Genomic DNA, 26,442 nt, shown 5'->3' with positions numbered 1-26,442 from the left:
CAGTAATATAGTATAACAACACATAAAATTAGTGAATCATTAGCTTTGTTTTTTTTATTTTTTTTTTGATAAAGAGGTTAGATAAATCTAGCCTCTTTTTTTGTTTTTATTTTAATGCTAAAAATAATTCGTAAATTAATGTTTAATTCTATCTTTGCAGATACTTTTTTATAGGGAATTAACAGGAATTTTGAATAGAAATTTTAACATATCCTTTCTTCAAATTTATAATTACTAGTGAACACAAAATCTTATTTTTTTCAGTCTTTTGCAATTGTAGCATTGGCATTCGTAGCTTTCATTGGATTTAAACAAATCTTACCTGATAAAATTTTTCCGGATAGTAAAGTAGATTCTAAAAATGTCCTTATTGATAGTTTGCTTCTGGAATCTGTAGCGAACGACTCTTTAGCACTAAAAGGCGACAGTATTTCTGAAAGTGAAAAGAAGGAAGCAGGAGAAAAAATTACTTTTAATGCTGCTGAAGGAATCGAATTTCCATCTGAAACTTTTGATAATTATAAAGGATATCAGTACCTGATTTCTTTTTATGAAAAATTATATCAGCTTGAAAAGAATCCACAAGCCAAAGTTAGGATCGCTTATTATGGAGATTCTATGACAGATGGTGATTTGATCGTGCAGGATGTTCGATCTAATTATCAGGAACGTTTTGGTGGTAATGGAGTAGGTTTTGTTTCTATTACTTCAGAATCTGCAGCTTCAAGAGGATCTGTAAAATCTACCTATTCTAAAAACTGGAAAACATTATCGTATTTAAACATCAAAAATCCAGTTAGTCCTTTTGGGGTAAACGGTCACGTGTTTTTTGCAAACGATAAATCGAATACGACCTGGGTTCAGTACGAAGCAGGATTAAATAAATACGCAACAACTTTAGATAACCCAACATTGTTTTACGGAAGATCATCTAAAAAAGGAAACGTGAACTTTATTATCGGAAAAGATACTTTACGAAAAAGTCTTGTTCCTAACAACCTGATCAATACCTTAAAAGTAAGTTCAGGAAGTATAAAAGCATTTAAGGCTAATTTCATCCATGCCGATTCAATTCCTATTTATGGCTTTAATTTTGATAACGGGATAGGAGTTCACGTTGATAATTTCTCGCAAAGAGGAAATTCAGGATTGCCAATTTCTATGTTTAATGCCAATGTAATGCAGGGATTCAATAATAGCTTAAAATACGATTTGGTAATTTTACATTATGGAACCAACGTTTTAAACTACGGAACCAAGAATTACTCATGGTATCAAAGGGGAATGACAAAAGCAGTGAATAAAATCAAAGAATCTTTTCCGGGAGTTTCTATTTTGATTATTTCAACGGCTGATAAATCTACCAAATATGATATGGAAATGAAAACAGATTCTGCCGTAGTTCCTTTAATGAAAGCTCAAAAAAGATATGCTCTCGAAACCGAATCCGGATTCGTGAATCTGTATACTTTAATGGGAGGTGACGGATCGATGGTAAAATGGGTAGACGAATCTCCGGCAAAAGCCAATAAAGATTATACACACTTTAACCAGCGTGGAGCAAAAGCTATAGGTAAATTATTATACGATCAATTAAATAAAGGTTACGAGCAATATAAAGCATTGCGAGAAAATAGAGAAACTGACGTTAATAAGCGGAAGGCCGTCAGAAAAACAAATACAGATTCCGTTTCTGTAAAAAATGATAGCGTAAATGACTAGACTAATGATTTTCCTTTGTTGTCTTTTTTTCTCAACAAATGATAGAATGCAAAAGCCAGATCCAATTCCAATAACAGAAAACATGATTCATAAAGTAGATACAGCAGCAGTCGATTCTTTTTCAGAGGATAGAATCTATAATGCAAAAGTATTAGAACGTTTTTTTGCGAAGTTAAAGGAAAACGAGCTTCATAATAATCAGAAGATAAGTATTGTGCACATTGGTGATTCTCACATTCAGAGTGATTTAATGACCAATGAAATCAGACTTAATCTTCAACGAAAGTTTGGTAATGCCGGCAGAGGATTAGTTTTTCCTTATCAATTGGCCAAAACGAATGGTTCTTATAACGAGCGTTTTCATTCGAACAGAACATGGGAAAGTTATCGAAACATTCATCCATTCAAAAATGTTCCTGTAGGTTTAAGCGGAATTGCGTTATGGAGAGATAACGGAGGTTTTGCAGTAGAATTGAATATTAAAGAAGCCAATTTCAGGTTTAATACCATTCATGTTATTACGCCTAAAAATGAGAAAATGTTTGATTTGGCAACATCATCCCAAGTCAAAACAATTCAGTCAACAGAGCGAAAAGTTATTACTCATAAAATAAAAAAAGGTGAAGCTATTTCTACAATTGCGGATAAATATAATATCTCGATTGCCGAAATTAAAAGAGAAAATCACCTAAAATCAAATAATATTCGTGCAGGCAGAACCTTAAGAATTTTAACGAATGAAACAAAACCTAAAAACATTACAAGTTCTGAGTTTGTTTCTTTAGATCTTGAATCTGATTCATTTTCTCATTCCTATCATTCTGATAAACCATTAGATAAAATCTTCCTGATTCCGAATAAAAATGCAGACAAATACGTACTTAACGGAATTGTTCTCGAAAAAGATGCTCCCGGAATCATGTATAGTGGGATAGGAGTAAACGGAGCAAAGTTCTCAGATTATAATAAATATCCTTTGTTCTTTGAGCAATTAAAAGCTTTACATCCTGATATGTTGGTTCTTTCTTTAGGAACAAATGAAAGTTACGATCACATGGAAGCTCCGGCTTATATCGAACAAATTCGTCTGTTTATTAAAAAAGTGAGAGAGCAGAATATAAATGTTCCAATAATTATTAGTACACCAGCACCTTCTTTGCTTAAAGGAAGAAGAACTAATACTTACATATTCGATTATGCGAGAAGTATAATTAAAATGGCCGAAACGGACAATGTTGCTGTTTGGGATTTATACGATGAGTTTGGTGGAATGCATGGAATTCAACAATTAAAATCTCAAGGATTAATTGGGCCGGATTGGGTTCATTATTCTAAAAAAGGATACGAAAAACAAGGCGACTTGTTTACAGAGGCATTTTTAAAAGCATACGATAATTTTAAATTAAAAAATTAAGTTGATTACAATAGATAGCATCAATAATTGGTTTGTTCAAAATTTTGGACCAGTTACTTTAGAACAGGCTAAAAGCTGGTTTATATACAATCCCGAAGAAAAACTATTATTCAATACCGGTTTATTCTTAGGATTGTTTCTCGTATTTTATTTTGTGTACGCATTTTTACGCAAGACATTTTATTTGAGATTAACGTACGTGATTCTTTTCTCGCTTTTCTTTTATTATAAGTCAAGCGGAATTTACTTCTTACTTTTATTACTTTCTTCGGTCGTAGATTATGGCTTAAGCCAAATTATCTATAAAGAAGCAAAAGACAGCCGAAAGAAAATTTACCTTGTTATAAGTGTGATCCTGAATTTAGGATTATTGGGGTATTTTAAATACATGAATTTCATGATCGTAACATTCAATGATATGTTTCATGGTAATTATAAGCTTCATGATATTTTTCTTCCCGTTGGTATTTCGTTCTACACGTTTCAATCGATGAGTTATATTATCGAGATTTATCGTGAAGAAATTAAGCCAACAAAAAACTACATCGAATACTTATTTTTCGTTTCGTTTTTCCCGCAGTTAGTTGCCGGGCCAATTGTTAGGGCAAAAGACTTCTTGCCACAGATTTACCAAAAATTAAACCTGACAAAACAAGATGTAAACAACGCTTTGTTTTTAATCATTGGAGGTTTAATCAAGAAAACCGTAATCTCAAATTATATCTCGATAAACTTCGTTGACCGTGTTTTTGATACGCCAATGAATTATACCTCGTTCGAAAATTTAATGGCATCTTATGGATACGCCATTCAAATTTATTGCGACTTTTCAGGATATTCAGATATGGCAATTGGTATTGCTTTGTTGTTAGGATTTAAATTACCAGCCAACTTTAGAACGCCATATAAATCAACATCGATTACTGATTTCTGGAGAAGATGGCATATTTCATTATCAACCTGGTTAAAAGATTTCTTGTATATTTCTATTGGAGGAAACAGAGAAGGAACATTTGCAGGGTTTTTATTCCCAAGTTTATTTTTCTTCGGATTATTGCTTTGGGGAATTTCAAATGTAAACGAGAGTTTTATTCCGTTAGCAATTGCAATTGGAGCCATCATATTATTCTCTTTGACATTTTTACTTTCAAAGAAAAAGCATCAAACATTGGTAACCAATTTCAATTTGTTTACCACAATGCTTCTGGGAGGATTATGGCACGGAGCCGGAGCACAATTTATCGTGTGGGGAGCATTACACGGATTAGCATTAGCGGTTCATAAAATATTCATGGAATTTTTTCCTTCCAAAAAAGAAGGCAAAGGTTCAAATTTTTTATGGACATTATTCTCTATTATAATAACATTCCATTTCGTAGTTTTCTGCTGGATCTTTTTCCGTGCCAGAGATTTCGAAACAGCCCTGCAAGTAATCAACAACATTGGTCAGTTAACATTCGAACCAGAACATTGGCAAGCCATTATTTTAGGATATAAAAATGTGTTTGGATTAATGCTTTTCGGATATGTTTGGCACTTTTTACCAGAAGCGATTACATCAAAAATGAAATTCGTTTTCGATAAAACCCCTCTTATAGGAAAAGCAATTATCCTTGGTTTCGTATATTGGATCGTGTATGCAACAGCAGTTGCCGGTTCACAACCGTTTATTTACTTTCAGTTTTAAAGAAGGTTCAAAGGAACAAAGTTACAAAGGCGCAAAGGTTTATTCTTTGCGCTTTTTTTAATTAATGCCACAGATTAAAGGATTAAAAAGATTTTTAAAATCTGCTAAATCTGCGTGAAACAAAAAAAACTTTGCGTCTTAGCGACTTTGCGAGCAAAAAAAAACATAGCGAACTTTGCGTAAAACTTCGCGCACTTTGCGGTAAAATCAAAACGCACTTTGTAGCTAAATAAAAATTGCCTGAAATATCTAATTAGATTATCTTTGCACTTCAAATAAAGAAAAAATTATGTTTGATAATTTAAGTGATAAGTTAGATAAAGCCTTCCATATATTAAAAGGGCACGGTAAAATTACAGAAGTAAACGTTGCCGAAACCTTAAAAGAAGTTCGTCGTGCCTTACTTGATGCCGATGTTAACTTTAAAATTGCTAAAGATTTTACTGCCAAAGTAAAAGAAAAAGCGATTGGTCAGGACGTTTTAACAACACTTCAGCCAGGACAATTACTGGTGAAGTTAGTAAAAGACGAACTAACAGAATTAATGGGTGGTGATGTTGCAGGAATCAATCTTTCCGGAACACCTAGTGTTATTTTGATGTCAGGACTTCAGGGTTCTGGTAAAACAACATTCTCAGGAAAACTTGCCAACTTTTTAAAAACTAAGAAAAACAAAAAGCCACTTCTTGTAGCGTGTGATATCTACCGTCCTGCGGCGATCAATCAGTTGCACGTTGTTGGAGATCAAATAGGTGTTGAGGTTTACTCAGAACCGGAAAATAAAAACCCTGTAGAGATTGCTCAAAACGCAATCAAACATGCAAAAGCAAACGGTTTCAACGTTGTTATTGTCGATACCGCAGGTCGTCTTGCAGTAGATCAGGAAATGATGGATGAAATTGCTCGTGTTCACAAAGCAATTCAGCCACAAGAAACTTTGTTTGTTGTTGATGCCATGACAGGACAAGATGCTGTAAATACAGCAAAAGCCTTCAACGATATCTTAAACTTCGACGGAGTTATCTTAACGAAATTAGATGGAGATACACGTGGTGGAGCTGCAATTTCGATTAAATCGGTTGTAAACAAACCAATCAAATTTGTAGGTACAGGCGAGAAGATGGAAGCAATTGATGTTTTCTATCCGGATCGTATGGCTGAGCGTATCTTAGGTATGGGAGATGTTGTGTCTCTTGTAGAAAGAGCGCAGGAACAATTTGACGAAGAAGAAGCAAGAAAACTTCAAAAGAAAATCGCTAAAAACGAATTCGGTTTTGATGATTTCTTAACTCAAATTCAGCAAGTAAAGAAAATGGGTAATATGAAGGACCTGGTTGGAATGATACCGGGAGCTTCAAAAGCCATGAAAGATGTAGAGATCGAAGATGATGCTTTTAAACATATAGAAGCAATCATTCACTCGATGACGCCAATCGAAAGAAGTAAACCTGCCATAATCGACGTAAAAAGGAAAGCCAGAATCGCTAAAGGTTCCGGAACCAAAGTCGAGCAAGTAAATCAGTTAATGAAGCAATTCGACCAAATGAGCAAAATGATGAAGATGATGCAAGGTCCGGGCGGAAAAAACCTGATGAAAATGATGGGAGGCATGAAAGGAATGCCAGGCGGAATGCCGAGATAAAGAAAAATTTGTTTAAGGTTTAAAGTTTCAAGTTGCTTGGAATTTTAGACCTTAAATTTTTTAACTATATTAATAATAGAGAAGCAGTTAACTTCTCACTTTTAACTCAAAACATTTAACTTACAAGAAATGCAACTACTAGACGGTAAAAAAACAGCTGAAGACATTAAAAACGAAATCGCAGCCGAAGTTCAATCGATAAAAGATGCCGGAGGAAAAGTACCTCATTTGGCAGCTGTAATCGTAGGAACAAACGGAGCAAGTTTAACTTACGTAGGAAGTAAAGTAAAATCTTGCCAGCAAATTGGCTTTGATTCAACTTTAGTAAGTTTACCGGAAGACATCACCGAAGAAGCTTTACTGGCAAAAATCAAAGAACTAAACGAAGATGACGATCTTGACGGATTCATCGTTCAGTTACCATTACCAAAACATATCGACGAACAAAAAATCTTATTGGCAATCGATCCGGATAAAGATGTAGATGGTTTTCACCCAACAAACTTTGGTAGAATGGCACTTGAAATGGAAAGTTTCATTCCTGCAACACCATTCGGAATCATGCAATTATTAGAGCGTTACAATGTAGAAACTGCCGGAAAACACACCGTTGTTATTGGTAGAAGCCACATCGTAGGTCGCCCAATGAGTATCTTAATGAGCCGTAAAGGAAATCCTGGAGATTCAACAGTAACTCTAACCCACAGTAGAACTAAAAACTTAGCCGAATTCACTAAAAATGCAGATATTATTATCACAGCTTTAGGAGTTCCTGAATTCTTAAAAGCAGATATGGTTAAAGACGGAGTTGTAATCGTAGATGTTGGAATCACTCGTGTAGAAGATGCATCAAACCCAAAAGGATACGTTATCAAAGGTGACGTAGATTTTGACGGTGTAAGCAAGAAATCATCATTCATCACGCCAGTTCCTGGTGGAGTAGGACCAATGACAATTGCAATGTTGCTTAAAAATACACTTTTAGCAAGAAAAATGAGAAGTGCCAAAAAATAATTTACTTCAAATAAATATAAACAAAGCCTATTCAATCGAGTAGGCTTTGTTGTTTTATATACTTTGGGCGTGACCGTATTTACAAAAGGCGCTATTTAACATACCGCTTATGCGCGCCTTTCGCAAATACGGTCGGGCTATCCACGCTACTTCGGTAGCCAGCTCCTATCCCTCACGCAACTTTGCGTGATGCAGCAGTCACAGCGGGCAATGTCATTAAGTTAAGCTTTAAACACAATCCTTTTGCGATCTCAAAGCAAAGCTCAATTCACAAAATTTTGCGAACTTTGCGTAATCCTTTGCGAACTTTGCGGTAAAATTTTATGTATCGAGTTACTTACAGGGCTTCGACTCCGCTCAGCCTGACAAGATTGCGTTAAAAAAAAAACGCACACAATAAATAAATTATTTCATCAACAAAATAACTCCGCTAGGAGTTAAAGGTTGGTAGCTAATGGTTGGTAGAAAAAAAAATCGAAACCCATAAATATCCCGTAGGGATTACACATTTTTAGATAATGTAAATCTATCTAAACACGTAGAAAAAAAATCCCAATAAAAAAATCTAATTTTTATACTTGTCAATTCAAAATAAAATATAACTTTGCATTACAAAGTACTTTATTTATGAATCAGAAGCACCAAGAAGATTTAGCACACATTCGTTCCATGATGGAGCGCTCTTCAAGATTTATATCCCTAAGCGGACTCTCAGGAGTTTTCGCGGGCTTGTCTGCTTTAATTGGCGGATTGTACGTTTATCAATTATTCAAAGTAAACGGGATCGAATATTTTACTGACCAACATATATTGTTGACAAGTAACTTGGTTTCAGAATTATTCTGGGTTGGGGTTGCAATTTTAGTTTGCGCTTTTGCTTTTGGCATATTTTTTACAATCAGAAAAAGCAAAAAATACGATCTCCCAATCTGGACATCGGCCACAAAAAATATGCTTTTCAATTTAGCTGTTCCTCTTTTGGCAGGAGGCCTATTTTGTCTGGCACTTATATACCACGAAATTTATGGTTTAGTCGCTCCGGCTACTTTAATTTTCTACGGTTTAGCACTTGTGAATGCTGAGAAATATACATTTTCAGATGTTAAGTACTTAGGATTCTGTGAATTAATTTTAGGATTTATTTCTCTTTTTTATATCGGGTATGGTTTAGTTTTTTGGATCGTAGGATTTGGTATTTTGCATATCTTGTACGGATTAATAATGTTCAAAAAATACAAATAAATCCACGCAATGGGAATCATTGATAAACTAAATAAAGATTTTGAAAGCCGTGTCAGACTGGGGATTATGTCCATTCTGATGGTCAATGAATGGGTTGATTTTACTGAGATGAAAAATCTCCTCAATATCACCGATGGTAATTTGGCCAGTCATTCCTCAGCTCTTGAAAAATCAGAATACATCGAAGTAAAAAAAGAATTCGTGGATAAAAAGCCTAAAACCTCTTATCAGGTAACTCCTAGAGGACGTGCGGCCTTCAAAGAACACCTTTCTTACCTTGAAAAATTAATGAAATCGTAATAACTATATTTTTTTACCTAAACACTTTGAAACACAAAGTACTTTTAAAAATTAAAATCATGAAAAAACACCAAATTATTTTAGCCAGCAGTTTGATATTTGCACTGCTTTTTTACAACGAGTCAGTAGGAGTAAACCTCGCTATTTTCGGACTAGTATTAACTGGTTTTATCTGCTATTTTTTTCAGGATCGCTTTACAGACCGATCACATTTGATTTTGGTCGTAACTTCGGTTTTGTCATGTCTTGCCTTTGCCTGGTACGGAGACTTTGCTTCTTTTCTGGCTTTGGCAATGTCAATTCTCTTTTTACAGTTTAAAACCCAGGAATCTAAACTTAAAATTATACAGATATTTCCATTGGTATTCTTGAATGCATTTGCTTCCGTAGGTCGCATTTTTATGTTTAACCAATGGCTTCCGGAAAAGAAAATTCATAATGATTTTGCTAAAAAACTTGTTGCCTTCTTTGTTATTCCTGCAATTTTTATTGGGTTATTTTTTATCGTATATTCTTTTGGAAGTAACCATTTCTCTTCTTTATTTACAGATTATACTTTAGATATTGATATTGTTCAATTGTTATTAATAAGTATTTTGGGATTCTATATTTCTTTTAGTTTCTGGAATTATTGGGTACCGGATCTTTCATACGAGAAAAATGCAATGCTGGATAATGATTTCGATAATATAGCCGAAATCAAAAACCAAAGTACATTCTCGTTTTTAGATATTGATTTCGAGCGAAAAAGTGGCGAGATTACGCTGGTATTATTAAACATTATGCTTTTGGTATTTATTGCAACCTATAACTACGAACAATTTTTTGAAGTTGTAAAGAACCCAAATTTAAGTGCTGATACCCACGAAAGAGTAAATTCAGTAATCTTCTCGATTATTATGGCAGTAGGTTTAATATTATTCTATTTTAAAGGAGGATTTAATTTTGATAAAAAAGCAGCTAATCTTAAAAAATTAGCCAAAATTTGGATCGTCTTAAACGGACTTTTGATCGCAAGTACATTCATTAAAAACTCTGAGTATATTGCGGTTCAGGGATTAACCTATAAACGATTAGGAGTTTATGCTTTTCTAATTTTAGCTATTATAGGGTTAGTTTTTGTTTTTCTAAAAATTACCAAACAAAAAACAAATGCGTATTTGGCAAATCAGATGGTATGGTATTTTTACGGAACGGTTTTATTATGCAGTTTTGTAAATTGGGGAAATTTGATAACAAATTATAATATCTCTGTAAATAAATGTGCGGAGCCTATATTCTTGACTAGTTTGAATTTTAATGATGAAGCCCGAAGAGAATATTTTTCTAAGAATAATTTAGACGGTGGAAATGCTGAAATTGTTCGAGAAGAAATGATTCAGAATTATCAGAGTGCAGGATTTTTATCAAAAGCTTTGTATTATGAGTTTTTAAAGAAATAACAACAATTTGAAAAACCGTCTTAGAAATATACTAAAGACGGTTTTTTAGTATTTAATTATACCTTTAAACTTTTGGTTCTAAAAAATAAAAGATACTTTTGCACCACTTAAAAAAAACTTCTCCAATGGACGATTATTATTCGTTAGTATTAAATTAAAATAGCTTTTGAATTATTTCAAAATGCTATGATAAAACCCTGCAATTTTGAAATGAAAGCCTTTTACAAAAACAACAACGGATTAATCGAGACTCAGGAATGGACTCCAAACTGCTGGATCAACATTGAATCTCCTTCAGAAACAGAAAAAAAATACTTACTCGAAGAACTTAATATTCCCGAAGCCTTTTATAATGATATTGAAGATATCGACGAAAGACCTCGTATGGAATCTGAAGATGGCTGGACTTTATTCATCATGCGTATTCCTGTAAAAAGTAATGATGTCAAACTGCCTTTTCAAACCATCCCTTTAGGACTAATATTTAAAGAAGATGTTTGCGTTACCATTAGTTTTTACGAAACAGAAATCATTTCGGATTTTGTGCAATATACCAACCGCAAAAACATCCATATAAAAGACAATTTCGATCTCGTTTTACGATTATTATTGTCCTCAAGTGTTTGGTATTTAAAATACCTGAAACAAATCAATCAAAAGATAAAACTGGCCGAAGATAATTTAGAGAAATCAATCAAAAACGAAGAATTGCAAGCGCTTTTGCAAATAGAAAAATGTCTTGTATTCTTTATCACCTCTTTAAAAGGAAACGATGTTTTGTTTCACAGAATAAAAAATTTAAAAGCAAAAAGAGAACATTTTGATCAGGATTTATTAGAAGATGTTGATATCGAGTTAAGTCAGGCACAAGATACCGCAAATATTTACAGCAACATCCTTACCGGAATGATGGATGCGTATGCTTCGGTAATTTCGAACAACATGAATAATATTATGAAGCAAATGACTTCAATTTCTATTATTTTAATGATCCCGACATTAATTGCCAGTTTGTACGGAATGAACGTGCCAAACGGTTTAGAGGAAAGTAAATACGGAATTTGGATCCTTCTTTTAGTGTCCGTTATTTTATCATCTTTTGGAGTCTTTTTGTTTAAAAGAAGAAGATGGTTTTGATAAAATGATTTTTTAAAACATTGTATAAAAGAAAAATCCCCTTTCGTTTCAGCGAAAGGGGATTTTTTTTATAAGATCAGTTTAATAATCTCCTTTTTTCTTAAATCTCGGATCATCCTTTGATATAAAGTTTGTTCGTCGTTTAGGTACATCATCTTTAGATAAAAAATCAGTTCTTCGTCTTGTAGCTTCAGGTTTTGGTAAACTTGCTTCTTCGGTTTTGCTAGAAGGTTCAATTAACAGATTTAATTCTTTAATTTCATCATCAGTCAAATCACGATAACGACCCACCGGAACATCAAGCGAAATATTGATGATTCTGATACGTTTAAGCGCCGTTACATCATAACCCAGGTATTCGGTCATTCTACGAATTTGGCGGTTTAAACCCTGCGTTAAAATGATTTTAAAAGTAAACTGACTAATTTGCTCCACTTTACATTTTTTGGTCACAGTATCCAGAATCGGAATACCATTTCCCATACGTTGTATAAAACGTTCTGTGATAGGTTTATTTACCGTAACCGTGTATTCTTTTTCGTGATTGTTTCTGGCGCGCAAAATCTTGTTTACGATATCACCGTCATTCGTCATAAAAATTAATCCTTCACTCGCCTTATCCAATCTTCCAATAGGGAAAATACGTTTAGGGTAATTAATATAATCTACAATATTATTACGAACCTCAAGATTCGTTGTACATTCAATTCCAACCGGTTTGTTAAAAGCCAGATAAACCAATTTCTCGTGTTTTTCAACGATCAGTTTTCCGTCAATACGCACTTCGTCATTTGGCGAAACTTTAGTTCCCATTTCAGGCACAACACCATTTATTGTTACGCGTCCTTCTTCAATAAGTTTATCAGCTTCACGGCGAGAACAATAACCTGTTTCACCTATAAATTTATTAAGACGTTTTAAATTCTCTTCCATACTGCAAAAGTAGGTAAAATTTAGACTTCTTAGAATTTTAGATTATTAGATCTTTAGATTATATAAGTTGTTTGTCTAAAAAAACTTAGCAGCTCAGAACCTTAGAGCCTCAGAACCTTAAAAAAAACCTTTGTCCCTCTGAGCCTCTATCACTTTGAACCTCTACTCATGATATGACGAACTATCCTCAGGTGTTTCTTTTCGTTCAAACATTCCGTAATCACGAACTACTGTTGCAATCCTTAAAAGATAATCTTTAAAAACTTCATTTCTTCCTTTTGCCTGAGCATGACGGTGCATTTCTAGATTTCGCCATTGCTGAATACTTTCTTCATCTCTCCAGAAAGACAGCGATAAAACTTTATCAGCATCGCTAAAACTCTGAAAACGTTCTATTGAAATAAATCCGTCGATATGGTCTAATTCTGGTCGAAGGCTTGCAGCGATGTTCAGATATTCTTCTTTTTTCCCTTCGTTAGGAATCACTTCAAAAATTACAGCTATCATATTTTGTTTTTTATTTTATCGAAATCCAGATATGTTTTGGTAATCTGGTATTAATCAAGGGTTCGTATTTTATATTATTTTCTAAAAGCGTGATTGTTTTATATTCATGAAATAAAAAACATAAAACTTCAGTCGGCTGAAGAAATAAAGCAGGGCTCATCTAAATTGTTTTTAGCAAAGTTATTTAACTTTACAAGAGAATACTTCATTCTGTATTTAACTATGAAAACTTAAAATGGAAGATCAATTTATAAAAGCGGCAGGATTAATTGGAGACGCCACGCGTGCAGCCATTATGTGGACATTGTTAGACGGAAGAGCTTTTACAGCCACAGAACTTTCAGTTGCTGTAAATACATCGCCGCAAAATATGAGCATGCATTTGGGTAAACTTCTTGAAGCAAATTTACTGACTGTCGAAAAACAAGGCCGACATAAATATTATAGATTTTCTAGTAAAGAAGTGGCTTACGTTGTTGAAGCAATGGCAAACCTTATTCCGAAGCCGGAGATTTCATCAAAAAAGAAAACAGAAAATTATCTCCCAATAAAATATTGCCGAACTTGTTATGATCATCTGGCGGGTAAAATAGGAGTGGCTTTAGCCGATAGTTTAATAAATCAAAAAATAATAATCGAAAAGAATAACATTTTCGAAATTAGTCCCGAAGGAGAAAAATGGTTTTCAGATTTTGGAATTAATTTAGAAGAAGCCCAAAAGCAAAAAAGAATATTCTTAAAACCGTGTCTCGATTGGAGTGAAAGACGAAATCATATCGCAGGATCAGTAGGAACTCTGTTGTTGAATAAAATGCTGGAGCAAGACTGGATCAGAAGAACAAAAGATTCAAGAGCAATTATAATAACAGGAAAAGGTGAAAAGGAGTTCTTGAAGAATTTTAAGATTGTTGTTTAGGTAATTTTAGATTGCAGATTTTAGATTTCAGATTAATAGATTTCACGCAATCTTGTCATTTCGACGAAGGAGAAATCTTCGTGAGAAGCTCGACAAAGATTGGGTTTTCGTTACGGAGTTACTTGCGAAGATTTCTCCTTCGTCGAAATGACAATACTACCGTTTTTAAGAAAAAAACGTAGTGCCTTAGTACCTTAGCTACTTAGCGTCTCAGAACCTTCAGAAAACAAAAACTCAATTACCTTCTCATACAATTCATCATCATGCATTCCGTGGCCTAAACCTTTGGTTTCGATAAACTGACTATTTTTCCAGTTACTGGCAATTTTTTTACCTTCTTCAAAAGCAACAATTTTATCGGAAGTATCGTGAGCGATAAAGCCGGCAACATTAAATTGTGAGGCAAATTTTTGTCCGGAGAAATCGCTAATTTTAAAATTGAAACGATTGATGAATTTAGTTTCAAGAAGTGAAAACATTTTGGTGTTCAAACTCAACATCGCAATATAATTGTCTATCAAAGTTTTTAAATCTGATGGAGCTCCAAGAATCACCATTTTATTAATACTCGTATTCGGGAATAAATATTGATGATAAACGCAAGCTGCGCCACCAATCGAATGGCCAATAATAATAGTCGGTTGGTATTTTTCTACCGCTTTGTTGATGAATTCAGCATAAAGCGGAATATTAAATTCCTTACCACTGCTTTGTCCGTGAGCCGGAGCATCAATAGCAATAATAGTACTTCCGGATTTTTGAAGATGTGGTAACGTTTTTTTCCAGCGTGAAGCATTGCTTTCCCAACCATGAACGAGAAGAATTTTGGTTTCATTCCCTTTCCAGATATACGTCTGAAAATGGTGTTCGTTATGATGAAACGTTTCGGTTTCTGTATTTTTTAATATTTTGGGTAAACCTTCTTTTGGAAATCGACCAACTCTGGGTTGACTAAAAAGGGCATAAGAAAGTTCAATAGCTTTTTGCGGGCGAACATAGCTTAAGAGGTTAATATATGATCCAACCGATTTTAATGTAATGAAACGAATTCCTTTTTTAATTCCCAAAACTTAAATTTTTTCTAAAGGTAAAAAATGTTTTGCCACAGATTAAAAGGATTAAAAAGATTTTATTTCAGCGTAAGAATAATTTAATCTGTTTAATCCTTTTAATCTGTGGCAGAAAAATAATGATAAAAAAAAGTCCCGATAAAATCGGGACTCGTATTTAGAATTTAGAGAACAATTGTTCCATTTTTTCTTTTTCTTCTTCAGCTAATGCGCTGTCAACTAAAATTCTTCCAGAGTGCTCATCAGTAATGATTTTCTTTCTAGAAGCAATTTCTACCTGCGTTTGAGGCGGAATTGTAAAGAATGATCCTGCAGATGCTCCTCTTTCGATAGATACAACAGCTAAACCGTTACGAACACTAGTTCTGATTCTAGTGTAAGCAGCTAATAATCTTTCTTCGATCTGAGCAGAATACTCAGCTGATTTCTCAGACAAGAAGATTTCTTCTTTTTGAGTTTCAGCCATGATAGCGTCTAATTCAGATTTTTTATGTTTTAAGTGCGAACTCTTAGCGTCAAGTTTTTCTTTTAGATTAGAAGTAACTTCTTTCTTATGCTCGATAGAAGCTTTCATTTCTTTGATTTGCTTTTCAGCCAATTGAATTTCTAATTCTTGAAATTCAACCTCTTTAGTCAAAGAATTAAATTCTCTGTTATTGCGAACTGATTCTTGTTGTTTTGTGTATTTTTTGATAACCTCTTTGTGCTCATCAATTGCATTTTTCTTTGCTTTGATAAGATCTTCAATAACCTCAAGTTCACTTTTCAGTTTCTCTGAACGCGTGCTTAAACCTGCAACTTCATCTTCTAAGTCTTCCACTTCTAAAGGAAGTTCACCTCTCACGTTTCTGATTTCGTCAATTCTAGAGTCAATAAGCTGTAAATCGTATATTGCTCTTAACTTGTCCTCAACACTTAATTCTTTCGTATTCGCCATATTCTATAAGTACTTAACTGGATTTGTATTTTCTTCTGATAAAATGATGGCAAAATTAAGGATTTTTTTTCGAAGATAATCAACAATATAGTTTTTTGTATAGCGTTCGCTCTCAAAATGACCAATATCGGCTAAAAGTAGTCGATTTTCAGCTTCATAAAATTGGTGGTATTTTAAATCTGCGGTCAAAAAAGCATCGACTCCAGCCATGATGGCATTTTTTATGGCAAAACTTCCAGAGCCGCCCAAAACCGCAACTTTCTTTATTTTTTTTCCTGTAAAGGCCGAATGACGAATTCCGTCAGCGATCATTTTATCTTTTACAAAAAACAGAAAATCTTTTTCATCCATTTCAGTTTCAAATTCACCAATCATTCCTAAACCAATATTCTGATGTGAGTTTTGTAAATCGTAAACTTCATAAGCTACTTCTTCGTAAATATGATTCGCAAAAAGCGCTTTGAGGATTTTAGATTGTAAATGTTTTTCGAAAACAACTTCAATTTTTATTTCAGTTCCGGTATGTAGTTTTCCTTTTTCTCCAATAACAGGATTGCTGTCTTCGTTTCCTTTAAAGGTAAAAAAACCTTCGGTATTAAAACTGCAATTGTCATAGTTACCAATAGTTCCGGCACCAGCTTCAAAAAGTGCATTTCGAACTTTCTCGGAATTATCCGGAGTGGTATAAGTCACTAATTTTTTGATAAAACTCTGTTTCGGAATTAAAACTTTGGTATTCGTTAAACCTAAAGCATCGCAAAATATTTTATTCACTCCAGCTGAATGATTGTCCAGAGCTGTATGCACAGCATAAATCGCAATATCATTTTTAATAGCTTTTAGAATCGCACGTTCTACATAATTTTTGCCTGTAATTTTTTTAATTCCGGAGAATAAAATCGGGTGAAAACAAACCACCAGATTACAGTTTTTAGCAATAGCTTCTTCGATTACGTTTTCTAAAGCATCATGACAAACCAAAACTCCAGTACATTCGGTTTCAGCATCGCCAACTAAAAGGCCAACATTGTCAAAATCTTCGGCGTAAGCCAAAGGTGCCATTTCTTCGAGAACTGCTAATATTTCTTTGATTTTCATTATTCTTTTGTTTCAGGTTTCAGGTTTTATTTGTTTCAGGTTTTATATAGGAACCTGAAGCTTAAAACCTGAAATAAATTCATCAAACAAATTAACGAAAAATATTATACTTTGAAAGCCCTATGTTTTAGTTAAAAGTGGTTACCAAGTATAAATAGGTGATACTGATGGTATAAATTACTGATACTAAATTGTACGATTTTCGTATATTTGTAATTCTAAATCATAAGTCATGACTACAATAAAAGTTAACGAGCAGACGAAGACAGGAAAAGCGTTTATGGCGATGTTTGAAGCTTTTTTTAAAGGTGTTGAAGGTATTGAGATCGTTGAACCAACATATGGACAGGTTAATGAAGAGGCAAGTATTTACAGTTCTGAATTTATTGAAAAAGTTAAAAAAGCAGAAGAGAATATTAAAAATGGCGAAACTACAACGCTGAATCCAGATGATATATGGGGAAGTTTAGGGTTGAAGTAACTAAGATTGCAAATCTGGATATTGAAAAACATAAAAAATCAGGAAATAAAATTTCGATAAAAAATATCGCTAAAATTTTAATCGATCTTACAGAAAATCCATACGAAGGTTTTGGCAGTCCTGAAGCATTAAAACATGAATATGCAGGATTTTGGTCTCGACGCATTAATCAAAAAGATCGCTTAATTTATCGTGTTGAAGACGAAATTGTAACTGTTTTTGTAGTTTCTGCAATGGGACATTATTCTGATAAATAACTTTATGAACTTACTTCGAAAAATACTTTTTCCGTTTGCTATTCTATACGGATTCATTACTTCAATCAGAAATTTTCTTTTTGACAAAGGAATTCTGAAATCAACATTTTTTGATATTCCTGTTATTGCTGTTGGAAATTTAAGCGTGGGCGGAACCGGAAAAACTCCTCAAATCGAATATTTAATTCGATTGTTATCGGATCGATATAAAGTAGCTACGTTAAGCCGCGGTTATAAACGAAAGTCTGAAGGTTTTGTTTTGGCAAGTTCTAGTTCTAATGCTGAAATTTTGGGAGATGAGCCTTTTCAGTTTTATCAAAAATTCCCAAACATTCAGGTTGCGGTTGATGCAGACAGAACAAACGGAATTATACAATTGCTTTCGCAGAATCAAAAGCCGCAGGTTGTTTTGTTGGATGATGCCTATCAGCACCGAAAAGTAAAAGCAGGATTTTATATTTTATTGAGTTCTTACGGAGATTTATATGCAGATGATTTTATGCTGCCTACCGGAAATTTGCGCGAAAGCAGAAGCGGAGCCAATAGAGCCAATATTGTGATTATCACGAAATGTCCAAAAGATTTATCAGATAAAGAACAAACAGCAATTCGCTTGAAGTTGAAACTTACTTGCTCACAACAAATTTATTTTACTTTTATAGATTACGATGATTGTATTTATGGTGAAAATGAAAAAGTTGCAGTTAATGAAATTAAAGAAGAATCGAAATTGCTTATTGCAGGAATTGCAAAACCAACGCCGTTTTTTGATTACTTAAAAAATGAAAAAGATGAATGTCTGACTTTTCCGGATCATCATAATTTCTCTGATGCCGATTTAGAATTGATTCAGTCTAAGGCTCAAAATAAAAGAATCATTACAACAGAAAAAGATTATGTACGCTTAAAAGATTCTAAACTGGCTTTGCAATTGTATTACTTACCAATAAAAAGTACGTTTATTAATCATCAGCAAAATTTTGACGCTACGATTTTAGAGTATGTCAAATTAAACTTAGAATCTTAGAAAATCAGTCCCGAAGCTTTGGGATAGAGTCTAAAAAACTAATCAAAAAACTTTGCAATAATGCTGTAAAACTCATCCGGAACAAAAGGTTTTGTGATCACGTCGTTCATCCCGAAAGATAAAAGCATGTCTCTGTTTTCGTCAAGCGAAATAGCCGTTAATGCAATAATTGGAGTCGTTTTGTCAAATTCCCTGATTAATTTTGTAGCTGTTGTTCCGTTGATTCCAGGCAAATGCACATCCATTAAAATCATATCGAAACGTTTTACTTTTAAAAGTTCAACAGCATCTTCACCATTATCGATTATTTCGCAGGTAATGGCTTTGTTTTCAAGCATTTTTCGCGTAATCATCTGATTGATTTTGTTGTCTTCAATCAATAAAATCGACTTGTGTTTTAATTGTTTGTCGTTATAAGGTTTTGCTTCTTCTACCACTTCCAAAGGTTCATTGTTAATCTTAAATTTCAATTTAAAGGTAAAAGTAGAACCTTTACCAACTTCGCTTTTTAGTTTTATTTCGCCTCCTAAAAGTTCAATCAGTTTCTTAACAATTGTAAGTCCCAAGCCAGTACCGCCATATTTGCGATTGACTTCGATTGAACCTTGCGAAAAGCTTTCAAAAACAGTTTGCAGCTTGTCTTCAGGAATACCAATTCCCGTGTCTACAATTTCAAAATAAACTGTAGCGCTATCTTCGTCTTTCGTATATAATTTTGCAATTACATTTACATTACCGTTTTGCGTGAATTTTAAAGCATTGTTAATCAGGTTTAAAATAATCTGAGAAATCTTAGTAGGATCACCAATTAAATTATCCGGAATAGCCTCGTCTATTTCGAGGTTGAAATAATTTTTGTTGGCAGTTGCCAATTCTTTTAAGGAGCTTTGAATATTGAATAAAAGCTCTTTTAAATTAAAACTAATATTTTCTATTTCGACTTTTGTAGAATCGATTTTATTAATTTCCAGAATTTCATTGATAAATGTCGTGAGATAATTTCCTGAAAACTTTAAAGATTCTAAATACTTTAATTGTGTTTTTTTAGGATTGTCTTCTAGAAGTAAATGCGTAATTCCGTTAATGGCGTTTAATGGCGTCCGGAGTTCGTGACTTACCGTTGATAAAAATTCAGATCTGGCTTTTGATGCTTTTTCAGCTTTATTTTTAGCTAAAATAAGTTCTTTGTTTTTTTCTCTTAAAAGTAAATTATTCTGATTTCTTATAATATTGTTTTTATACAATGCCAGACTTAAAAGGGATAAAATCGAAATAAGTGCAATGGCCAAAATACTTACCAATTTAGAATAACGATAAGTTTTTAGCTGAATTTTTTCCTCGCTTTCGCGTTTAATTGTATTGTTTAACGATTGATTCTTTTTGAATTTCTCAAACTCATTAAGATCAAGTTTGGCATTTTTTATTTTTAAGATATAATTTTCTAACTGATAATGTTCGTCCAGATAAGAATAGGCGAGGTCAAAATTTTTGTTCTTTTTATAATATTGGCTTATCGCTAAAATGATTTTTGATTTCTGAGCCAGATTATTGCTTTTTGAATTGTATTCTAAAGCATTGTCCAGATAAATTATAGCAGAATCATTTCGTTTAAGTTGCGTTTCGATTAAACCGAGTTGATAATATGCATCCGTTTTTGTTTTTAGAATATGCGGATTGTCAGGCTTTTTTGTTATTTCCTGAAATATTTTTGCTGCTAAAGGAAGATTTTTGTTTGCTTTTAATGCCAATGCTTTTTGATAATTCAAAACTTCGGCATGATCAGTCATTTTTAACTGATTCAAAAGCGATTCGGCTTTTTTGTAATAAATAGCAGCAGTTTCATAATCGCCTTTTGCAGTATTCGCTACGCCAATATAATGCAACGCCAAAACTTTGGTACAAGTTGGTTTTACGCTGTCAAATGATGCAACACTTTTATGAAAGCTTTTTAAGGCTTCATCATATCGATGCTGTTTGTAGTAAATTTTGCCAAGCTTAAAAGTTTGATTGCCCAAACCTTCGTGTTGGTGATTCGATTCGCAGAAATTAATTGACTTTTGAGTATAAAAAACAGCTTCTTTGTATTTTTTATTGCCCAGATTTTTATTTACTAAGTTGTTGTAATAGGAGACACTATCTGTATTCTTTTTGGATTGAGAATACAAAAATGAATTAAAAAAACAAAAAAGAATAAAAAAGTGGTATTTCATGTAATGCAATGCTTTTACAATGAATCTTATATTTTTCTTGTACGCAAAATCAAATCAATTAATCTTGATGAATAGCCAATTTCGTTATCATACCAACCCACAACTTTTACCATTTTGTCAATAACAGAGGTTAGTTGTGCATCAAATAAACACGAATGTGTGTTGCCAATTACATCAACAGAAACGATAGGATCTTCTGTGTAATCTAATATTCCTTTTAAATTTGTTTTTGAGGCTTCTTGAAATGCTTTATTTATTTCTTCAATCGTAACAGCACGTTTTACATTAAACGTAATATCGGTCAATGAACCATCGGGAACGGGAACGCGAATTCCACAACCACCGATTTTTTCATGCAATTTAGGAAAAATTTTTGTTAATGCCTTAGCTGCACCTGTAGTTGTTGGAACAATTGACTGACTTGCGCCTCTCGCACGGCGTAAATCCTTATGTGGTTGGTCGTGAAGACTTTGATCTGTGGTATAAGAATGTATCGTTGTGATGTACGCTTGCTCGATTCCGCACAATTCATCGATGATTTTTATCATCGGGGCAGCATTATTTGTAGTACAACTTGCGTTGGAAATAATATCTTCACTTCCGTCAAGAATATTTTCATTAACACCCAAAACAACCGTTTTGATAGTATCAACTTCTGACGGAGCCGATAGTATTACTTTTTTAGCCCCTGCTTCAAGATGAGCATTTAGCTCTTCGTGAGTTTTATATTTTCCTGTAGATTCTATTACGAAATCAATATTATGGCTTTTCCAGTCTAATTTTGAAATGCTTTTTTCGTGAAAAAACAAATAATGTTTTTCATTAACGATTATTCCTGTTTCGTCATGACTAACGATAAAGGGTAAAACTCCATGAATACTATCGTATTTTATCAAATGAGACATGGTTTTGTTATCAGCAATATCGTTGATAGCAACGACTTCAATATCAGGATGGTTTAAAAGTAAACGGAATAAATTTCTACCAATTCTTCCGAAACCATTAATAGCAATTCTTGTTTTCAATCTTTTGGTTTATTTGTTTAATCGTTTAACCGGTTAATCTTTTAGTTTATTGATATAATTAAACGATTAACCGGTTAAACGAATAATCTTTTTTTATAAAATATGTTTTTGTGCTTTGTATGAAGAACGAACAAGGGGACCGCTTTCTACGTGACGGAAACCTAATTCAAGACCAAATTTTTCGTATCGTGCGAATTGTTCTGGCGTAATAAATTCTTTTACAGGTAAATGTTTTTTACTTGGTTGTAAATACTGACCAATTGTAACTACATCAACATTTGCATTGCGTAAATCTGTCATGGTTTGAAAAACTTCTTCTTCAGTTTCACCAAGACCTAACATGATTCCGGATTTGGTTCTGTTGATACCTTTTTCTTTTAAGTAACGTAAAACTTCTAAACTACGATCGTATTTCGCCTGGATACGTACTTCACGAGTCAAACGACGAACCGTTTCAACGTTGTGAGAGACTACTTCAGGATTTGCTTCTACAATTCGGTCTAAGTTTCTTTCCATTCCTTGAAAATCAGGAATTAAAGTTTCTAAAGTAGTATTTGGGTTCATTCTGCGAATGGCCTTTACAGTTTCAATCCAGATAATAGAACCACCATCTTTTAAATCATCTCTGTCAACACTTGTAATTACGGCGTGTTTAATGTTCATGATTTTTATAGAACGGGCAACTTTTTCAGGTTCGTCCCAATCTACCGTTTCAGGTCTTCCGGTTTTTACACCACAAAATCCGCACGAACGCGTACAAACATTTCCTAAAATCATAAATGTAGCTGTTCCTTCGCCCCAGCATTCACCCATATTTGGGCAACTTCCTGAGGTACAAATGGTGTTTAAGCTGTATTTATCTACCAAACCGCGAAGTTCAGTGTATTTTTGTCCAATTGGAAGTTTTACTTTTAACCACTTAGGTTTTCCAGTTGGTATATTTTCAATGACTGTTTCCATATATCAAAATTCAAAGTACAAAGATAATGAATGTAGTTTATTTGATGATTCGTTTAAGATTTAATTTGGTATTGATCTTTTTTTAGTTTGAAAAATTGATTTTGATGATAATTATACGCCCATGTTAAATTATTGTGTTTAAATCATGATGCTGACACAATTGACTAATTTTTGTTTGTTTATTTGAATTTGAAGAATAATTATAGCACAACCTTGATTTTTAATCGTTTAATATTTATATCTTTATTTGTTATAAAATGAGCTTAATTGAAATAGAAAAACCTAAACATTGTAATACATTTGTTGTTAAATTGTAATAATATAAAACATGAAAAAGAAATTTATTGTATTGGGAGTTTTGTTTGCCACTTTTGGTTTTACTAAAATGAATGCGCAGATTAATTTTGGCGATAAAGCGATTGGGGCTGTTCAAAAAGGAGTTACTGGTTTTACTTTTAGTAATGCCGATGCAGCTGCACTTTCTAAAGCTGCAGTAGATAAAATGGATACTGAAAATGAAGTGGCAAGTGCAACAGATCCTTACACTTTGAGATTAAACAGAGTTTTTGGAAAATATACTGCTGGAGACGGATATACTTTAAATTATAAAGTTTATAAATTAAAAGAAGTTAATGCTTTTGCAACTGCTGACGGAAGCGTTCGTGTGTATTCAGGTTTAATGGATATTATGGATGATAATGAGCTTCTTGCGGTAATCGGACACGAAATTGGTCACGTTGCCAATAATGATTCGAGAGATGCAATAAAAGCGGCTTATAAAAAAGAAGCTTTAATGGATGCTGCGGCATCGCAATCTACAAAGGTTGCAGCTGTTACAGATAGTCAGTTAGGGAAAATAGGAAGTTCTATTATTGATAGTAAATTTAGCCGTAAACAAGAAGCTGAGGCCGATTTGTATTCATATAATTTCCTGAAAAAGAATGGCTATGATGTAAATGCTGAAGAGTCTGCTTTTAGAATTTTGGCTAAAATGAGCGAAGGATCACAAGCGTCCTTTATCGATCAGATGATGAGCTCACACCCGGATTCTCAACAAAGAGCTGAAGATGCTAAGAAAAGAGCAGAAAAAGATGGTTTGTATAAACCGTATGTGCAACAAAAAATTGTAAATACTGCACCTGTAGCGACGAAAACGACAACCAAAAAAGCTACAACTACGAAAAAAACAACTGCAAAAAAGAAATAATACTTTTTGATAGAAAAATAAAACCCGATAAGTTTCTTAGAAATTTATCGGGTTTTTTATTTTAAGATTAGCCTAAAACGTGAAAAGCTAATACTTTTTGTACATCGTATACATTTACAGATTTGTTGAATTGTTTTACAATACTTGGTTGTAATTCGCTGGCAACCCAAATTTTCAACTCGGCGTCAAGATCAAAAGTTCCTGCAGTTTCTACGCTAAAACGAGTGATGCTTTTGTAAGCGATAGATTTATATTCTGTTTTGCTTCCGGTAATTCCTTGTACATCTACAAGAATTAATCGCTTGTTGGTAAAGATAAAAGTATCACGGATAAGTTTAAAACCCATTTCGATTTCTTCGTTATCAGTTAAAAGTTGTCCGTATTTTTTAAGTAAATCTTCCTGACTTACTGAACCAGCGTTGCCTAGAATAGCTGAAAATATTCCCATTTGTTAGTTTTTAATTTTGATAGATTTGATTTTCCTTTTAAGGTGTAGCAAAAGTAATTGATTTTGTTAATTTTTCGAACTTCCCTTAACTTTAATTAAGAATGGAGTTATAATTAATGAAATCATAAAAGCTGAAATTACAGTTACAATAATATTTCCTAAAGATAAAAGCTTTAAGTTAATCATAAATCGTAATATTGAAATTGTCAAGGTAAGTATGCTAATGGTTGTCCAATATTTTTGATGATTATTTAATGCAGAAATTGTGTTTTTTGGAAGCTTAAAAAATGATACGATTATAATTACGGCGCCTAATAATGTGCTTGTGTGTTGCAGCATTTTCCAGATGGGGATTTCATTTCCTAAAAATGAAAAGCTATTTTTTAATGAATAAAAATGGTCTACGAAATAGCCATGATTATGTGTGAAACCATCCCAAAAAAGATGAGAAGATATTCCAATTATTGTGGAAATTAATATTATGATCCAATGTTTTTTAAAATAAATGTTCCAATTAAACGTGCTGAAAATTAATACTCTCGATTTTATAATATTAGGAGAATTAAAGAATAAATAATTACGGACTATATTGTGGAATATAAAAGAAAGCAAAATTGCTAAAGGCAAATCAAACCAAAACATTCCATAAAAAGTATGGCTGTAATTGCTTTGAACTTTCATCCTGATAAAATATTCAAAATCGGGAGTTAAGCTGTCAATTATAAGCCCGGTTAATGAAAACCAATTTTTAGGTAAATATTTAAGAGGAAGAATTATTGCAGGATGGGAAAAGGTAAATGGCATTTAAGGATAAAATAGTTAAGTTTCTTTGCGAGGTAAATTTAAAATTAATAATCAAACAGAAGTTTTAAATTTCCTTAATCTCTCAATGATAAATTGTAAAAGCAAAAAAAAGCAGAACCTAAGTTCTGCTTTTCTGTTTTTATTATTATTATCCCTTAATCGTAATTGGAAGGTTATAGGCAGTTCGAACTGGTTTTCCGTTTAAAACTCCCGGAACCCATTTTGTTTTTAGTGATTTTAAAACCCTTACAGCTTCTTTACCAATACCGTAACCAGGATCGTTTTTTACCATAATATCAGTAATAGAACCATCTCTTTCGATTACGAATGAAACATATACTTTTAATACTCTTTCAGCATCTATTTCCGGTCTGTTGAAATTGTTCCCTACATAAGTATAAAACTTAGCCATTCCTCCAGGAAATTCCGGCATTTTGTCTAAAAGACCAGGTGGTATAGGCTCGTTAGTAACAGGTGCAACTTCACCGCCGCCGCCAGTAATTGGTAATACGTTAGTAGGAGTAGCAGTTCCTGTTCCAGCAGGATTTTCTACTGCAACAGTATTATTTACATTCGTAGCAATTTCCGGAATTGACTGATCTACTGTAGCTACAACTGGGTTCGACAACTGAACACCAACAGGTGGGGTCGAAGCAGCAGGGCTTTGTTGTGGAGGCGCAATAGGCTCCGGTGCTACTGGTTGAACAGGAATAGGAGTTAGATCTACGGGTGTAATAGGATCATAAGGAATTGGATCTTCTACAGGTTCTACTGTCCTGAATTTGTTAATTAACACTGATACACTTCCCAAAGCGGCTAATAAAAGCAAACCCATAAAAAGAGCAGTAATAGTGGTTTTTGAATTCTCCTGGCGTAATTGATACGCACCGTACTCTTTGTTTTTGTTTTCGAAAACAAGATTGGTCCAGCTTGCTTCGTAGATACTTGATTTAGACATGATT

26 protein-coding genes are annotated in these 26,442 nt (G+C 33.4%); 14 read left to right on the top strand and 12 right to left on the bottom strand.

Annotated features, from left to right (window positions below):
- The first annotated feature begins 237 nt into the window (after positions 1–237).
- The 9 genes from FLACOL7796_RS18260 to FLACOL7796_RS18220 all read left to right on the top strand — a co-directional run bounded on the left by FLACOL7796_RS18260 (position 238) and on the right by FLACOL7796_RS18220 (position 11,600).
- The gene (locus FLACOL7796_RS18260; RefSeq protein ID WP_173972162.1) at positions 238–1,722 is read left to right on the top strand and encodes an SGNH/GDSL hydrolase family protein; all 1,485 of its coding nucleotides are present in this window, start codon (positions 238–240) and stop codon (positions 1,720–1,722) included.
- A gap of 46 nt (positions 1,723–1,768) precedes the next feature.
- Positions 1,769–3,136 (top strand): GDSL-type esterase/lipase family protein, encoded by a 1,368-nt coding sequence (locus FLACOL7796_RS18255; protein WP_232067402.1) that lies wholly within the window; start codon positions 1,769–1,771, stop codon positions 3,134–3,136.
- A gap of 1 nt (position 3,137) precedes the next feature.
- Positions 3,138–4,823: an MBOAT family O-acyltransferase gene (locus tag FLACOL7796_RS18250; protein ID WP_173972160.1), complete on the top strand. Its 1,686-nt coding sequence runs from the start codon at positions 3,138–3,140 to the stop codon at positions 4,821–4,823.
- 289 nt (positions 4,824–5,112) lie between these two features.
- A complete protein-coding gene (gene ffh / locus FLACOL7796_RS18245) occupies positions 5,113–6,465 on the top strand; it encodes a signal recognition particle protein (protein WP_083694162.1) in 1,353 nt (450 codons plus the stop codon).
- Positions 6,466–6,594: 129 nt separating this feature from the next.
- On the top strand, positions 6,595–7,479 hold the full coding sequence (locus FLACOL7796_RS18240) for a bifunctional 5,10-methylenetetrahydrofolate dehydrogenase/5,10-methenyltetrahydrofolate cyclohydrolase (RefSeq protein WP_056255237.1): 885 nt from the start codon (positions 6,595–6,597) through the stop codon (positions 7,477–7,479).
- Positions 7,480–8,106: 627 nt separating this feature from the next.
- Positions 8,107–8,721 carry a hypothetical protein gene (locus tag FLACOL7796_RS18235; RefSeq protein WP_173972159.1) on the top strand — a complete coding sequence of 205 codons (615 nt, stop codon included), beginning with the start codon at positions 8,107–8,109 and terminating at the stop codon, positions 8,719–8,721.
- A gap of 9 nt (positions 8,722–8,730) precedes the next feature.
- Positions 8,731–9,021, top strand: coding sequence for a winged helix-turn-helix domain-containing protein (locus FLACOL7796_RS18230; protein ID WP_173972158.1), 291 nt, complete (start codon positions 8,731–8,733; stop codon positions 9,019–9,021).
- Between the two features lie 59 nt (positions 9,022–9,080).
- The gene (locus FLACOL7796_RS18225) at positions 9,081–10,463 is read left to right on the top strand and encodes a DUF4153 domain-containing protein (protein ID WP_173972157.1); all 1,383 of its coding nucleotides are present in this window, start codon (positions 9,081–9,083) and stop codon (positions 10,461–10,463) included.
- 210 nt (positions 10,464–10,673) lie between these two features.
- A complete protein-coding gene (locus FLACOL7796_RS18220) occupies positions 10,674–11,600 on the top strand; it encodes a magnesium transporter CorA family protein (protein ID WP_173972156.1) in 927 nt (308 codons plus the stop codon).
- Between the two features lie 81 nt (positions 11,601–11,681).
- Here the strand turns inward: FLACOL7796_RS18220 and rluF are convergent, their stop codons facing one another.
- From rluF to FLACOL7796_RS18205, 3 genes are all read right to left on the bottom strand, one after another.
- The gene (rluF, locus tag FLACOL7796_RS18215) at positions 11,682–12,533 is read right to left on the bottom strand and encodes a 23S rRNA pseudouridine(2604) synthase RluF (RefSeq protein WP_173972155.1); all 852 of its coding nucleotides are present in this window, start codon (positions 12,531–12,533) and stop codon (positions 11,682–11,684) included.
- Between the two features lie 162 nt (positions 12,534–12,695).
- Positions 12,696–13,040, bottom strand: coding sequence for an antibiotic biosynthesis monooxygenase family protein (locus FLACOL7796_RS18210; protein ID WP_173972154.1), 345 nt, complete (start codon positions 13,038–13,040; stop codon positions 12,696–12,698).
- A gap of 10 nt (positions 13,041–13,050) precedes the next feature.
- Positions 13,051–13,200: a hypothetical protein gene (locus FLACOL7796_RS18205; RefSeq protein WP_173972153.1), complete on the bottom strand. Its 150-nt coding sequence runs from the start codon at positions 13,198–13,200 to the stop codon at positions 13,051–13,053.
- 75 nt (positions 13,201–13,275) lie between these two features.
- Between FLACOL7796_RS18205 and FLACOL7796_RS18200 the strand changes: the two genes are divergently transcribed.
- Complete coding sequence (locus FLACOL7796_RS18200; RefSeq protein WP_173972152.1) at positions 13,276–13,956, top strand: ArsR/SmtB family transcription factor; 681 nt, start codon at positions 13,276–13,278, stop codon at positions 13,954–13,956.
- Between the two features lie 194 nt (positions 13,957–14,150).
- Here FLACOL7796_RS18200 and FLACOL7796_RS18195 read toward each other — a convergent pair whose 3' ends face one another.
- The 3 genes from FLACOL7796_RS18195 to FLACOL7796_RS18185 all read right to left on the bottom strand — a co-directional run bounded on the left by FLACOL7796_RS18195 (position 14,151) and on the right by FLACOL7796_RS18185 (position 17,061).
- Positions 14,151–15,023 carry an alpha/beta fold hydrolase gene (locus FLACOL7796_RS18195; RefSeq protein ID WP_173972151.1) on the bottom strand — a complete coding sequence of 291 codons (873 nt, stop codon included), beginning with the start codon at positions 15,021–15,023 and terminating at the stop codon, positions 14,151–14,153.
- A 160-nt stretch (positions 15,024–15,183) separates the two neighbouring features.
- Complete coding sequence (locus tag FLACOL7796_RS18190) at positions 15,184–15,963, bottom strand: zinc ribbon domain-containing protein (RefSeq protein WP_173972150.1); 780 nt, start codon at positions 15,961–15,963, stop codon at positions 15,184–15,186.
- A gap of 3 nt (positions 15,964–15,966) precedes the next feature.
- The gene (locus FLACOL7796_RS18185; protein ID WP_173972149.1) at positions 15,967–17,061 is read right to left on the bottom strand and encodes a Nif3-like dinuclear metal center hexameric protein; all 1,095 of its coding nucleotides are present in this window, start codon (positions 17,059–17,061) and stop codon (positions 15,967–15,969) included.
- A 232-nt stretch (positions 17,062–17,293) separates the two neighbouring features.
- On the opposite strand from FLACOL7796_RS18185, the gene FLACOL7796_RS18180 reads away from it, so the two are divergent.
- The 3 genes from FLACOL7796_RS18180 to lpxK are packed head-to-tail and all read left to right on the top strand — an operon-like array spanning position 17,294 to position 18,826.
- On the top strand, positions 17,294–17,542 hold the full coding sequence (locus tag FLACOL7796_RS18180) for a DUF2683 family protein (RefSeq protein WP_173972148.1): 249 nt from the start codon (positions 17,294–17,296) through the stop codon (positions 17,540–17,542).
- The gene (locus FLACOL7796_RS18175) at positions 17,518–17,799 is read left to right on the top strand and encodes a Txe/YoeB family addiction module toxin (RefSeq protein WP_173972147.1); all 282 of its coding nucleotides are present in this window, start codon (positions 17,518–17,520) and stop codon (positions 17,797–17,799) included. The genes FLACOL7796_RS18180 and FLACOL7796_RS18175 overlap by 25 nt, the downstream gene beginning before the upstream one ends.
- 4 nt (positions 17,800–17,803) lie before the next feature.
- Complete coding sequence (gene lpxK, locus FLACOL7796_RS18170; protein ID WP_173972146.1) at positions 17,804–18,826, top strand: tetraacyldisaccharide 4'-kinase; 1,023 nt, start codon at positions 17,804–17,806, stop codon at positions 18,824–18,826.
- A gap of 38 nt (positions 18,827–18,864) precedes the next feature.
- On the opposite strand, the gene FLACOL7796_RS18165 is transcribed toward lpxK, so the two are convergent.
- The 3 genes from FLACOL7796_RS18165 to lipA form a co-directional block, all read right to left on the bottom strand.
- A complete protein-coding gene (locus FLACOL7796_RS18165; protein WP_173972145.1) occupies positions 18,865–21,036 on the bottom strand; it encodes a tetratricopeptide repeat-containing hybrid sensor histidine kinase/response regulator in 2,172 nt (723 codons plus the stop codon).
- A 26-nt stretch (positions 21,037–21,062) separates the two neighbouring features.
- Positions 21,063–22,061 carry a type I glyceraldehyde-3-phosphate dehydrogenase gene (gap, locus tag FLACOL7796_RS18160; protein ID WP_173972144.1) on the bottom strand — a complete coding sequence of 333 codons (999 nt, stop codon included), beginning with the start codon at positions 22,059–22,061 and terminating at the stop codon, positions 21,063–21,065.
- Between the two features lie 93 nt (positions 22,062–22,154).
- Positions 22,155–23,021 (bottom strand): lipoyl synthase, encoded by an 867-nt coding sequence (gene lipA, locus FLACOL7796_RS18155; RefSeq protein ID WP_173972143.1) that lies wholly within the window; start codon positions 23,019–23,021, stop codon positions 22,155–22,157.
- 328 nt (positions 23,022–23,349) lie between these two features.
- On the opposite strand from lipA, the gene FLACOL7796_RS18150 reads away from it, so the two are divergent.
- Positions 23,350–24,228, top strand: coding sequence for a M48 family metalloprotease (locus tag FLACOL7796_RS18150; RefSeq protein ID WP_173972142.1), 879 nt, complete (start codon positions 23,350–23,352; stop codon positions 24,226–24,228).
- Between the two features lie 67 nt (positions 24,229–24,295).
- Here the strand turns inward: FLACOL7796_RS18150 and FLACOL7796_RS18145 are convergent, their stop codons facing one another.
- From FLACOL7796_RS18145 to FLACOL7796_RS18135, 3 genes are all read right to left on the bottom strand, one after another.
- Complete coding sequence (locus FLACOL7796_RS18145) at positions 24,296–24,676, bottom strand: PH domain-containing protein (protein WP_121328953.1); 381 nt, start codon at positions 24,674–24,676, stop codon at positions 24,296–24,298.
- 66 nt (positions 24,677–24,742) lie between these two features.
- Positions 24,743–25,480 carry a DUF4184 family protein gene (locus tag FLACOL7796_RS18140; protein ID WP_173972141.1) on the bottom strand — a complete coding sequence of 246 codons (738 nt, stop codon included), beginning with the start codon at positions 25,478–25,480 and terminating at the stop codon, positions 24,743–24,745.
- Positions 25,481–25,628: 148 nt separating this feature from the next.
- Complete coding sequence (locus tag FLACOL7796_RS18135) at positions 25,629–26,438, bottom strand: energy transducer TonB (RefSeq protein ID WP_173972140.1); 810 nt, start codon at positions 26,436–26,438, stop codon at positions 25,629–25,631.
- Between the last annotated feature and the right edge of the window lie 4 nt (positions 26,439–26,442).

Origin of the sequence: Flavobacterium bizetiae (assembly GCF_902804475.1) — a bacterium.
Classification (GTDB): Bacteria; Bacteroidota; Bacteroidia; order Flavobacteriales; family Flavobacteriaceae; genus Flavobacterium; species Flavobacterium bizetiae.
The sequence above is the reverse complement of the archived record's forward strand: the minus strand, read 5'-3'. Positions and strand labels throughout refer to the sequence as shown.